Origin of the sequence: Dolichospermum sp. UHCC 0259 (genome assembly GCF_009711935.1) — a bacterium.
Lineage (GTDB): Bacteria > Cyanobacteriota > Cyanobacteriia > Cyanobacteriales > Nostocaceae > Dolichospermum.
The window spans coordinates 1-12,794 of the sequence record NZ_VIKX01000082.1; the positions used below are offsets into that span (position 1 = coordinate 1).

Annotated in this window: 11 protein-coding genes and 1 pseudogene; 6 read left to right on the plus strand and 6 right to left on the minus strand. The window is 38.3% G+C overall.

Translation table 11 applies throughout. The features are described 5' to 3' along the window. Positions 1–455: 455 nt before the first annotated feature. A complete protein-coding gene (gene hetR, locus FJR05_RS06395) occupies positions 456–1,355 on the plus strand; it encodes a heterocyst differentiation master regulator HetR (protein ID WP_168643346.1) in 900 nt (299 codons plus the stop codon). Between the two features lie 94 nt (positions 1,356–1,449). Here hetR and FJR05_RS06400 read toward each other — a convergent pair whose 3' ends face one another. Then, a complete protein-coding gene (locus tag FJR05_RS06400; RefSeq protein ID WP_168643347.1) occupies positions 1,450–1,986 on the minus strand; it encodes a hypothetical protein in 537 nt (178 codons plus the stop codon). Between the two features lie 264 nt (positions 1,987–2,250). On the opposite strand from FJR05_RS06400, the gene rpsD reads away from it, so the two are divergent. Next, positions 2,251–2,859 (plus strand): 30S ribosomal protein S4, encoded by a 609-nt coding sequence (gene rpsD / locus FJR05_RS06405; protein WP_096668263.1) that lies wholly within the window; start codon positions 2,251–2,253, stop codon positions 2,857–2,859. Between the two features lie 74 nt (positions 2,860–2,933). Here rpsD and moaA read toward each other — a convergent pair whose 3' ends face one another. Continuing rightward, the gene (gene moaA / locus FJR05_RS06410; protein WP_168643412.1) at positions 2,934–3,920 is read right to left on the minus strand and encodes a GTP 3',8-cyclase MoaA; all 987 of its coding nucleotides are present in this window, start codon (positions 3,918–3,920) and stop codon (positions 2,934–2,936) included. 182 nt (positions 3,921–4,102) lie between these two features. Here moaA and FJR05_RS06415 point away from each other — a divergent pair, with 182 nt between their 5' ends. From FJR05_RS06415 to FJR05_RS06425, 3 genes are read left to right on the plus strand one after another with little or no spacing between them, the layout of a single operon-like run. Continuing rightward, on the plus strand, positions 4,103–4,291 hold the full coding sequence (locus FJR05_RS06415) for a DUF4089 domain-containing protein (protein ID WP_168643348.1): 189 nt from the start codon (positions 4,103–4,105) through the stop codon (positions 4,289–4,291). A gap of 7 nt (positions 4,292–4,298) precedes the next feature. Then, complete coding sequence (locus tag FJR05_RS06420; protein WP_168643349.1) at positions 4,299–5,651, plus strand: AtzE family amidohydrolase; 1,353 nt, start codon at positions 4,299–4,301, stop codon at positions 5,649–5,651. A 29-nt stretch (positions 5,652–5,680) separates the two neighbouring features. Next, complete coding sequence (locus tag FJR05_RS06425; RefSeq protein ID WP_168643350.1) at positions 5,681–6,844, plus strand: FAD-binding oxidoreductase; 1,164 nt, start codon at positions 5,681–5,683, stop codon at positions 6,842–6,844. Positions 6,845–6,892: 48 nt separating this feature from the next. On the opposite strand, the gene FJR05_RS06430 is transcribed toward FJR05_RS06425, so the two are convergent. The 4 genes and pseudogenes from FJR05_RS06430 to FJR05_RS06445 all read right to left on the minus strand — a co-directional run bounded on the left by FJR05_RS06430 (position 6,893) and on the right by FJR05_RS06445 (position 10,757). Continuing rightward, on the minus strand, positions 6,893–7,531 hold the full coding sequence (locus tag FJR05_RS06430; RefSeq protein WP_174783603.1) for a hypothetical protein: 639 nt from the start codon (positions 7,529–7,531) through the stop codon (positions 6,893–6,895). A 71-nt stretch (positions 7,532–7,602) separates the two neighbouring features. Next, positions 7,603–9,294: a dihydroxy-acid dehydratase gene (gene ilvD / locus FJR05_RS06435; protein WP_168643351.1), complete on the minus strand. Its 1,692-nt coding sequence runs from the start codon at positions 9,292–9,294 to the stop codon at positions 7,603–7,605. Between the two features lie 277 nt (positions 9,295–9,571). Continuing rightward, positions 9,572–10,342 (minus strand): pentapeptide repeat-containing protein, encoded by a 771-nt coding sequence (locus FJR05_RS06440; protein WP_168643352.1) that lies wholly within the window; start codon positions 10,340–10,342, stop codon positions 9,572–9,574. Between the two features lie 95 nt (positions 10,343–10,437). Further along, positions 10,438–10,757, minus strand: a pseudogene (locus FJR05_RS06445) (multidrug efflux SMR transporter). A gap of 335 nt (positions 10,758–11,092) precedes the next feature. On the opposite strand from FJR05_RS06445, the gene FJR05_RS06450 reads away from it, so the two are divergent. Further along, positions 11,093–11,839 carry a DsbA family protein gene (locus tag FJR05_RS06450; RefSeq protein WP_168643353.1) on the plus strand — a complete coding sequence of 249 codons (747 nt, stop codon included), beginning with the start codon at positions 11,093–11,095 and terminating at the stop codon, positions 11,837–11,839. Positions 11,840–12,794 lie beyond the last annotated feature (955 nt).

Consider the following 12,794-nt stretch of genomic DNA (forward strand, 5'->3'; position numbering starts at 1 on the left):
TCTTCTTCTTTTTCTGACTCCTGACTCCTGACTCCTAACTCCTAACTCCTAACTCCTGACTCCTAACTCCTGACCGGTCACTGAGCGAAGTCGAAGTGCTGACTCCTGTTAAAAAAATTCTTGGAAAAATATATGGATATTTCAGGAATAGGCAGTTATAATGAGTTCTTAGATACAAAACGAAAATCATCTAATGTTCCTCCGTCCCACCCTACACCCCCTGCATCCCAACACCCTGAGTATCTAAAGTCTTTGAGTTTACCAGGGGAAGGGGCTAGTTAGTCCGACGTGAGAAACTATCAATTTACACCCTCAATATTTACCACCTAAAAATTCCCGAGTCAAACAGTAATTTTAGGTTTAGATTTAAAATATTTGTATCCAACTGGGTGTATAATTCGTAGTTTGATTTCAATATCACACTTGTAAACAAGCCATTTATCCGTCTGTAGAATATGACCAACGACATCGATCTGATCAAGCGTCTTGGCCCTAGTGCGATGGATCAGATCATGCTTTATCTGGCCTTCAGTGCCATGCGTACAAGTGGCCACAGGCATGGAGCATTTTTAGATGCAGCCGCAACAGCAGCCAAGTGTGCAATTTACATGACCTATCTAGAGCAAGGACAAAACCTGCGAATGACTGGTCATTTGCACCACCTTGAGCCGAAACGAGTAAAAATCATTGTTGAAGAAGTCAGACTTGCTTTAACTGAAGGCAAACTGCTAAAAATGCTGGGTTCACAAGAACCGCGCTATCTGATTCAACTTCCCTATGTCTGGATGGAAAAGTATCCTTGGATACCTGGAAGATCCCGCGTCCCCGGTACGAGTTTGACCAGTGACGAGAAAAAACAAATTGAACAAAAGCTCCCAGACAATCTTCCTGATGCTAAGTTAGTTACCTCATTTGAATTTATGGAGTTAATTGACTTTCTCCATAAGCGATCGCAGGAAGACCTACCTCCTAGCCATCAGATGCCCTTGAGTGAAGCATTAGCCGAACATATCAAGCGTCGTCTACTCTATGCAGGAACGGTAACACGCATTGATTGTCCCTGGGGAATGCCCTTTTATGCTCTCACCCGTCCGTTCTATGCTCCCGCCGATGACCAAGAACGTACATACACAATGGTAGAGGATACGGCTCGGTATTTCCGCATGATGAAATATTGGGCAGAGCGCAAACCCAACACAATGCGGGCTGTGGAAGAACTGGATATTCCACCTGATTGGATTGAGCCGGCAATGGAGGAATTAGACGAAATTATTCGGTCTTGGGGTGATAAATATCACAAAGAAGGCGGAGTGCCGATGATCTTACAAATGGTTGTTGGTAATAAAGATGAATAGAAAACAAAATTTTTATGTTGCGTAGGGTGGCATATTTACCAACCCTACCTTGTGAATCTATTTACTCATGGGAATTGAGGGTCAAGGCGAAGGTCTACGGCTTAGACTTTGTAGACACAGCCCCAAAACCACTAGATCCTTCACTGGCACTAATACAAGTATTTAATGCTTGAGCAGGACTCAAATCAATTTCCCGACGTAAACCAACTACACACTCAGCAAAGGTTACTGGTAACAAACTGCGACCACAGGATGTTAAAGTAGCTGAATTTTCTGAACCCTGATAACTTTTACTAATGCTAACTACACAGGTTGCTAAATCCTGTGGACTGCGAGCCTGACGACAGGAAGAAAGGGCATCCACAGGTGTGATTTGTGTAAGCTTATGAATTTTTGCGACACATGAAGATAACTCTCGTGGGCGAATTGTTGAAGCACAACTTTGAGATGCTGATGTAGCTGTGACTCCCACACTCAATAGTTGAGCAGCACAAACCCGATAGTCATTCTCGTATGAATCCGTAACAGCCAGAGTAGGTAAACTACTGATTAGTAATCCACCTATAGTTATAAATGATGCTGTAAATCCTCTGAAGGAATAACTGTTTTTTTTGTTCCCAAAGTTACTCATTTTTTTTTCGCTTTTTAACATAACCGTTTTCGATTCCACCAAGGTTATGCTACCGTAGAATCTAGTCCCAATTTTCTACCATCAAGGAATGTCGGTGCTTTTCCCCAAAAATCCACCGAAAAGTGGTGAATTCGACGGATTAATTTCTTTGAATATTAGCGGTAAATAAAAGACAATTTAGCTATAAAATGTCTATGCTTTTGGGAAATATGCCATAATGGTAGGTCTGAATAAAATTTTAGAAGGATTAAATTAAGGAAACTCATGTCCCGATATAGAGGACCCCGCCTCAGAATTGTCCGTCGTTTAGGCGAATTACCAGGCTTAACTCGCAAGAGTGCTAGACGTGCTTATCCCCCAGGACAGCATGGACAAAACCGTAAAAAGCGCTCTGAGTATGCTATCCGTTTAGAGGAAAAGCAAAAACTCCGTATGAACTACGGTTTAACTGAAAAACAAATGCTGCGTTATGTCCGTAAAGCTAGACGAGTATCTGGTTCTACCGGACAGGTGTTACTGCAATTGTTAGAAATGCGCCTGGATAATACCGTTTTCCGCATGGGTATGGCTCCGACAATCCCCGCCGCCCGTCAATTGGTAAATCATGGTCATGTAACTGTTAATGGCAAACCAGTAAATATTGCCAGCTATCAATGTCGTCCTGGTGAAGAAGTGGCTGTGAGAAACAGAGAAGCTTCTAAGAAGTTGGTGGAAGCTAACTTGCAATATCCCGGTTTGGCTAATCTTCCTAGTCATTTAGAGTTTGATAAAACTAAGTTGGCTGGTAAGGTCAATGGTGTAATTGAACGGGAATGGGTAGCACTACAAGTTAATGAACTACTCGTGGTGGAATACTACTCACGTCAAGCGTAATAGTCAGTGGTCAGTGGTCAGTGGTCAGTGGTTATTAAAAAAGCAACAACTGACAACGAACAACTGACTAATGACTAGCCGCCAATTTGCGACATGGTACGGGTGTATGTGCCGACAGTACCAGAGTCGCGTTGCTTAAAGTTTATTTCTGATTTGATATTTAAAATTTGTCTGACTTGTGATTGTAATTCGGTGTTGCTAATACCAGCACGCAAAGCGGTTTTTAAGTCAATTTGACCTGTTTCGTTTAATAAGCAGGGACGTAGCCAACCATCGGCACTTAAACGCATTCGATTACAGCGATCGCAAAAACATTCTGACATTTGGCTAATAAATCCTATTGTACCTTTAGCGCCAGGAATTTGAAATACATCGGCAGGTCCGTTACCACAAACTTGGGATTCTGTCAACCCCCAACGTTGCCGAATTGATTGACGTAAATCGGCTGAAGATACCCAACCGCGATTTTCAAATAAGTCTCCGTCACCAATCGGCATAAATTCAATAAATCGGACGTGCCATTGTTTATCAATAGTTAAAGCAGCTAAATCTAAAATTTCATGGTCATTAACGCCAGGAATGACGACTACATTTAATTTTAACGGGTCAAATCCTACATTATACGCGGTTTGGATACCTTGCCATACTTGTTGCCAACGTCCGCGCCCATGATTACCAGTAATTTCTTCAAATATATGTGAATCTAAAGAATCTAAACTAATATTAATTCTTGTTAAACCTGCATCATAGAGGCTTTGAGCAATGGGAGCGAGTAAAAACCCGTTTGTGGTTATTGCTAAATCTTCGGTTTGGGGAAGATGAGCAATTTTTTCAACTAAATCAACTATATGGGGACGGAGTAAAGGTTCACCACCAGTTAAGCGAAAACGAGTAAAACCGACAGGGATAAATACTTCTTGAATGAGGGTAAGCAGTTCTGCATCAGTTAACAATTGTTGCTTGACAATATAATCAAGTTCTGCACCTGATGGCATACAATATTGACAACGAAAATTGCAGCGATCAATTAAACTGATGCGGAGATAGTCCACCTTGGTTATAATGTCGCTAGTTGTCATATTCAAAAAAGGGTTACAAATCAAACTATTTTATTATAGAGCCTTAATCATAAAATGTCAGATCCCCGACTTCTTAGAGAAGTCGGGGATCTAATAATAATTTGAATATATAATGATCTTGGATAATTTATATTTTTTTAATGGGCATTACTCAAAATAAGAAAATGGAAAATAATAATTTTCAGGTTCAAGAATACGTTAACCAAATGTCTTTACTATTGGATTTACCAATAAATGACGAATACAAAGATGGAGTAATTGCCAATTTTGATAAAATCACAGATATTGCTGAAATTGTTAATAACTTTCCCTTACCAGAAGAAATTGAAATTGCACCCATTTTTGAACCATAAATGAACCATGAAAGATGCTGTATCTATTGCCGAAAATGTGTTATCAGGTCAAGTTAGCGCAGTGGATATTACCCAAGCTGCATTAACCAGAATTGCTGATAGAAATAATCAATTAAATTGCTTTACAAATATCACCGCAGAAACAGCTTTACAAGATGCAGCCAATATTGATCAAGAAATTGCAGCAGGGAAAAATCCCGGTATTTTAGCTGGTGTCCCTTTTGCGGTAAAAAACCTTTTTGATATTGCTGGTTTAACAACATTAGCAGGTGCAAAAATCAATGCCGAAAATCCTCCTGCTACCCAAGATGCAACCGCAATTCAGAGATTGAAAAAAGCTGGGGCGGTATTAGTTGGGGCGTTGAATATGGATGAATATGCTTATGGATTTGTCACAGAAAATGCCCATTATGGTGCAACCCATAACCCCCATGATTTAAACCGAGTTGCGGGAGGTTCTTCCGGTGGTTCTGCTGCTGCGGTTGCTGGGGGTTTAGTTCCTTTTACTTTGGGTTCAGATACTAATGGTTCTATTCGTGTTCCTGCGGCTTTATGTGGTGTTTTTGGGTTTAAACCTACTTATGGAAGATTGTCTCGTGCAGGTGTAAAATTATTTTCTAGCAGTTTAGATCATATCGGTCATTTTGCCAATTCAGTCCGAGATATTGCCACAATTTTTGATGTTTTACAAGGTGAAGATGAAAAAGATCCAGTTTGTACAAAACGTCCAGTTGAACAATGTTTACCACAACTAAATCATGATATATCTCATATTAGAATTGCCGTTGCCGATGATTATTTTACCCAAAATGCCGAAATAGAAGCTTTAGAAGCCGTTCAAAAGGTTGCTAATGCTTTAAATGTAAGTAAATATGTAACTATTCCAGAAGCAAAAATTGCCCGGGCTGCGGCTTTTATCATTACCGCTTGTGAAGGGGCAAATTTACATTTAGATCAATTAAAAACTCGTCCCCAAGACTTTGATTTTGCAACGCGAGATCGTTTTTTAGCAGGTGCATTAATTCCTAGTAATTGGTATTTACAAGCGCAGCGTTTTAGAAGCTGGTATCGAAATCAAGTTAGAGAACTATTTGAAAATGTAGATATAATTATTGCCCCAACTACACCCATTACTGCGCCCTTAATTGGTCAACAAACTATGATCTTAAATGGTGAAGAAATTCTGATTCGTCCTCATTTAGGTTTATTCACTCAACCATTATCTTTTATTGGTTTACCTGTTTTATCTGTTCCTATTCAACAAGAAAATTCTCTACCTTTAGGAGTACAATTGATAGCATCGCCCTATAATGAAGCTTTAATTCTACGGGTTGCAGCAACTTTAGAGAGACAGGGTTAATTTCTGTATAAATCCTAAATATCGCTATTATGAAAACTTACGACTGGATTGTTATTGGTGCAGGAATTACTGGTGCTGCACTTGGTTATGAATTAACGAAAATCGGATTTTCTGTCCTTTTGTTAGAACAAGATCAAATATCCCAAAATGCTACTCGTTATAGTTATGGAGGAATTAGTTTTTGGTCAGGAAAAACACCAATTACACAACAATTATGCGAAGAAGGGATTAACCGTCATCGTATTTTATCACAGGAATTAAATGCAGATACTCAATTTAGAGAATTAGATTTATTAATGACTATTCCTGTGGATATGAATCCCGAAATCATGGTTAAAGCTTATCAAGAAGTTTTAATTCCTCCTCGTTTAATTACTACTCAAGAAGCTTGTGAATTAGAACCTTTATTAAATCCTCAAGTCATATCTGGTGCATTAACTGTTAAACATGGTCATGTTCACCCAGAAAAAACTACCCAAGCTTACATCCAAGCTATGGTAAACTTAGGAGGAGAAATCCAATTTGGGAAATCTTTAGAATTAGTAACTACTCCCACAAAAAAATGTACAGGTGTAAAAACAAATACTACTACTTTTCATGGTGATAATGTTGTTGTTTGTGCTGGGGGAATTACTCGTAAATTACTAAAATCAATGGGTATTACTACAAAAATATATTTTTCTCATGCAGAAATAATTGAAACACCTCCTATAGATATGCAATTACACAGCTTAGTATCACCAGCAAATCTGCAAAGATTTCAACTAGAAATAGAATCTACTCAAATTGATGAATTATGGGATAATCCAGATTATGAAATAGTACCGCCTATTTTAGATGCTGGTGTGGTGCAATTTCTTGATGGTAGTTTACGCTTAGGTCAAGTTAGCAGATTTTTAACAAATCCGCAAGGGGAAATTAATTCAGAAGCGAGTGAACAATGGTTACGAGAAAGTATTACAAAAATATTACCAAATTTAGGAAATTTACCAGGAACATGGCATCATTGTTTAGTCGCATTTACTCAGGATAAATTACCTTTAATTGGTGCTATTTCTGAATTTTCAGGATTACATCTATTTTCTGGTTTTAGTAGTCCTTTTATCTTTGTTCCTCCTTTAGCTGTGCGGTTTGCTAAGTTTGTATCTGGTGCAGAAGATGAGATAATTAAACAGATGTCTCCTTACCGTTAGTCTTTTTCGACTATATAGGATTTTAAAAATTGAATATTAACTCTGTTCTTATTTTCTTTCTTCGTGTTCTTCGTGTCTTTGTGGTTCATTTAATTCGTAATTTTCGGACGCAAAGGGAATTTTCATGAGTTTTGCAGCTTCTTGTAATAGTGCTTTTTGTTCATTGTGAATAACTTCTAACCGTTGGGAAATTTCGGCTAACCTTTGTTGTTTACTGTGAGTTTTCTTAATTGGGAAAATTCCGAATTTAGGAAATGTTATCCAGAGAGTTTTTAATAATTTTTGTAGTAATATAAAAGGAATTTTAAAAATTGACCAACTAGCCGTTTCTATAATTTTAACAATTGCTTTGATAATACTCCAAAGTACAGCAATTGTAAATAATAAAATTATTACACCTCTGACTGGGTGATTTATTCCCCATGTGAATATTTCTAATATTTGGAAAAACCAGGGATATTGTGATAAGAAATCATGAATAGCAGTATTAATATTTTTTTGGATTACTTCTGATGTATTGTTAGTAATTTTCTCGACATTTTGCCAATTATTTTCTAAATAAGCTTTAGTATGATCTGTTGTTTGTGTGGCTTTTTGTTGTACAGATTGGGTGAAATTATTAACACCATCTTTTAGCATTTGCCAATTTTTAGTAACTCTCTCTGGTAAGTTTGGATTTAGCTGCATAGGCTTCAAATATATTAAATTCAGATCCCCGACTTCTTTAAGAAGTCGGGGATCTAGGATCTGGTATAATTCTAATTAGCAAATAGGTCTAAATCGGTAACTGCACCTACACTGCTGGAGGATACCAGTTTGGCATATTTGGCAAGTACGCCTTTGGTATATCGAGGTGGAAGTGGTTGCCAATTGGCGCGACGAGTGGCTAATTCTGCGTCTGATACATTGAGTTGTAACAGGCGATTATTGGCATCTATGGTAATGCTATCACCTTCTTGGACTAGGGCGATCGCACCGCCTACAGCCGCTTCTGGGGCAACGTGACCGACTACCATACCGTAAGTACCACCGGAGAAGCGTCCGTCGGTAATTAAGCCTACGGAGTCTCCTAAACCAGCACCAATAATGGCGGAGGTGGGGGCTAACATTTCTCTCATACCGGGGCCACCTTTGGGTCCTTCGTAACGGATAACGATGACATCACCGGCTTTGATTTTTCCAGCGAGGATGGCATCTAAACAGGATTCTTCTGATTCAAATACTCTGGCAGGTCCGGTAATGACGGGCTTTTTGACTCCGGTAATTTTGGCTACTGCCCCTTCTGTGGCGAGGTTGCCTTTGAGAATGGCTAGGTGTCCCTGGGCATACATAGGATTACTCCAAGGACGAATTACGTCTTGGTTTGTGCGTGGTTCGGCGGGGATATCTGCTAGGACTTCGGCGACAGTTTGCCCGGAAATGGTGATACAGTCTCCATGAAGTAAGTCATGGACTAGAAGCATTTTCATGACTTGGGGAATACCGCCGGCTTTGTGTAGGTCTGTGGCGACATATCTACCACTGGGTTTTAAATCACAGATGACGGGAACTCGTCCACGAATGGTTTCAAAGTCGTCTATGGTTAATTCTACTCCAGCAGCGCGAGCGATCGCTAGAAAATGTAATACTGCATTGGTTGAACCACCTACCGCCATAATCACGGAAATGGCGTTTTCAATGGATTTACGGGTGATGATTTGCCGAGGTAATATCTGCTTGCGAATAGCTTCAACGAGGACAACGGCTGATTGTTCCGTACTGTCGGCTTTTTCTGGGTCTTCGGCGGCCATGGTTGAGGAATAGGGTAAACTCATGCCCATTGCTTCAAATGCTGAAGACATGGTATTGGCTGTAAACATCCCTCCACATGACCCTGCACCGGGACAAGCGCCGCGTTCAACAGCTAACAGTTCATTTTCGTCAATTTTGCCGGCACTGTATTGGCCAACGGCTTCAAAGGAACTGACAACGGTTAAATCTTTACCCTCATAATGTCCGGGTTTGATTGTTCCACCGTAAACAAAGATAGCAGGGATATTCATCCGCGCCATTGCTAACATTGCCCCAGGCATATTTTTATCACAACCGCCAATTGCTAATACACCGTCCATACTTTGGGCGCTACAGGCTGTTTCAATGGAATCAGCGATGACTTCCCGTGATACTAGGGAGTATTTCATCCCTTCTGTTCCCATAGAAATCCCGTCACTGACAGTAATTGTGCCGAAAATTTGGGGCATTGCGCCGGCGGCTTTTACAGCAGTTTGCGCCCTTTGTGCCAGTTCGTTAATCCCCATGTTACAGGGTGTGATGGTGCTGTAACCATTGGCAACACCGACTATGGCTTTGTTAAAGTCTTCATCTTGGAAACCGACAGCCCGCAGCATAGCCCGATTAGGCGATCGCTGCACCCCTTGTGTGATAGCTTTACTTTTAAGATTTTCTGACATCTATTTTTTTCCTTCTTTACTGTTATTGCTTAGTCTTCAGTATTCCTTATACCAAATTAAGATGTAGCTGCATAGAATCAGATTTTCGGATTTATTAAACGCAGATAAACGCAGATAAACGCAGATAAATATGGATTAATTTTTGGATTTTATGAGTCTGTGCAGTTTTACATATACAACAAATTGCAGATTAATGAGGTAAAGGTTCTAAATTCAAAGCCAGACAGTAAGTCAGTTTTACTCCTTCTTCCTTCTTCCTGACTCCTGACTCCTGCCATTAAAAGGGCAAAAACTGTAACAGGACTGAACCTAGACTCCCTGCAAAATCCATAAAGCTGGGTTTGCCTGTATTAATTGTTTCTGAATAAGCTGTTTTTAATTCTAAAATAAATGCTTTGGCTGTTTGTGTTCCTTCACTATTCTTTTCTTTTTCAAATAGTTCTATTGCTTTTTGAGCATCTTGTAAAGCGTTTTTTCTGTCTAAACTTTGGTAACTAGCAACACCACGAGCTAAATATGCTCCGGCATAGTCTGGTTTAAGTGCGATCGCTTGGCTAAAATAATCAATAGCTGGTTTAAGATTCCCCCTTTCTGCTGCTGCTACACCCCAAGCATAAAAATCCTCTGATTTAGCAATTTGCGAAGGTATTCCTACCGCACCTTGAAAATTTGTGCCTGTAATATTCGCACCTTTCAATTCGGCATTCATTAAATAGGTATCTCTTAAATCAGCACCAGTTAAATTTGCACCACTGAGTTTAGCCTCACTTAAATTCACACCAAATAAACTTGCACCGCTTAAATTTGCACCCCGCAAATCCGCACCAGCTAAATTTGCCCGACTTAAATTCGCACCCACCAGATTAGCGCCGTTTAAATTTGCCCCAGCTAAATCAGCCATTACTAATCCAGCGTTACCAAGAGAGCATTTTGGACACTTTTTACTTGCTAATAACTGTCTAATATCCTCATAACTTGCAGCTTGAACTGCACCTGATAAGCTCACACTGAGTAAAAATACAGATGTTGCCAAAATTTTACTGTTCATAATTTATTTTTGTATTCATCCAAGTTTTTGGTTTAGCATGGTCAGTTGTTAGTTGTCAGTCGTCAGTTGTCAGTTGGTAATTATTTCCCCCTGCCCTATTCAGCCAAGTTTAAACCAATAATACCGATAATTATAAAAGACATAGAGATAATTTTTACAACCGTAAAAGACTCATCAAACCACATCACACTAATCGCAGCAATTATCAGAGTACCCAAACCTGACCAAATAGAATAAACTATACTCACCGGAATAGTTCTCAGAGAAAGAGTTAAAACGTTAAACAAAGTCCATAAAACACAAAAATAAAAATTGAGGGGATAACCTTAGTAAATTCTTCTGAAAGTTTCATACAAGTTGTCCCAGAAACTTCAAAAATAATTGCTGCTATCAGATAAAGCCAACTACTTAACATAACCGTTATCTCACTTCTGTTAAATGGGAATATTTACTGAATAAATTTTGCCAAAACAAAAATTAAATTCTCAATTCTTTCGTGATAAAAGTTATAAATATTTCAGAGAGAACAAGAAGCAACAGAGAAGAGAAAAACTCATGTTTAAACCTAAGATTTAAACTGGTGTAAATTAGAGTTTCTTATCTGTTCCCTGTTTTCCATTCCTTTTTTTTTGTAAACTTTAAATTTTAACGATATATTTTAACCAAAGGCATTATTTCAAAACCTGGAAACAATTGCTGTTTTCTCCGCTAGTTGATAAAATCACATTGCTAGTTATTTACCTTTGACAAATGTTCAAAATTTTTACTCATTTTCGCAATTTAGCAATTGTTAGCTTTATCTGCCTGATATTAAGCTGGTCACTTCCCGTCCAAGCTCAGACTAAAATAGACCCCCAACTAGAAAAACAAGTTCTAGAAATTATCCGCAAAAACCCACAAATCATTATTGAATCTGTGGGAGCATATCAGCAGCAACAGCAACAGAACGTCCAAAAATCACGGCAAGAATTTATCAATAATTTTCAAGCAAATCCTCAATCCGTAATTGGTAATTCTCCTACTATTGGTGCAACCAAATCAAAAACGGTATTGATAGAGTTCTCAGATTTTGAATGTCCTTATTGTGCCGAAGCACATCAAACACTCAAGGATTTATTGGCAAAATACCCGAATCAATTCACCTTAGTTTATAAACATTTTCCCCTGTATCAAATTCATGATCAAGCATTACCCGCAGCTACAGTAGCTTGGGCAGCATATCAACAAGGTAAGTTTTGGGAATATCATGATGCCCTGTTTACCAATCAAAAACAATTGGGTGAAACTTTATATTTAGATATTGCCAAAAAGCTCAATTTAAACCTCATAAAATTTGACAATGATCGCAAATTAGCTAATAACGCCATTCAAAAAGACCTATTATTAGCTCAACAATTAGGATTGGGTGGCACACCATCTTTTATTATGACTAGTCCAAATTTTGCTGGGCCTGTAAAACTCACAGAAGTAGAAGAAATATTGCAAGGTAAACAATAAAATCTGATTTTAGGTAATAATTTATACCAGTTTTATGGTTGTTGCCAACAAATCTGCACCTTTAGCTAGAGGTGGCACGTATTGATTAACTGTTCTAATTGCAGTAAGTGTAAGGAGTAGTCTTATGAGAAGTGATGAGGATAACTTTTCGCTTCTCAATTCCTATTTTGAGATGACAATAATCTAAATTTTTTGCCGTTTCAGGAAGAGAGAAATTCAAAACCTGTCTAGGATGGAGAAAAGAAAAAGCATGGATCGAGAAATATAATGTGATTTATGACACCGCTGCACCTGCGGGACATTTACCCATTGTGGGACACATTGGGGAGATTAATGGGAGTGCTATTCTTTTCTCTCGCATCTAAACTAAACTTGTAAACTTTAACATCTCAAGCTTTCCGTATTTCACTACCTAGCACTGCGGAGTTATTCCTTTTCTGTCACTTTAGCTTACCCTCGTGAAAACGGGAGTTAAAAATAAGAAATTAAATCATTTTTTATTCTTCTTCAATGTAATTTTTTTAGAAAATAAATTATTAGTTAAAATAGAATCAAAGAAATTATTTTCTTATTTGAAGAAGATGATGAAAGTAAGTAGGTGTGCATAATAAAAGCGACATTTATTACGTTTTGTAAAATGGCTAAAACTCAATCAGAATCTCGCGTTGAGATAACTTTACATACCGTTACATACCTTTAAATTTTCCTGTTTACCTACTTAGTTAGCTTATTAAAGAAGTTAATCAATCAATTTTTATTCAAGCCAACAGCAATATAAACACTCACGCCACTTTATCTTTTTTTTGAAGTTGGTTAAAAGTATATCTAGCTCTAGTTTTGAGAATGATAAATCTGTCCCAGTAATTTGTCCAAAGTTTCAGACTCTTCATTTGATAATTTAATTTATTGTCAGCATTTTTCATTAATAAACTCAATGACTTGAGGTACAACATCG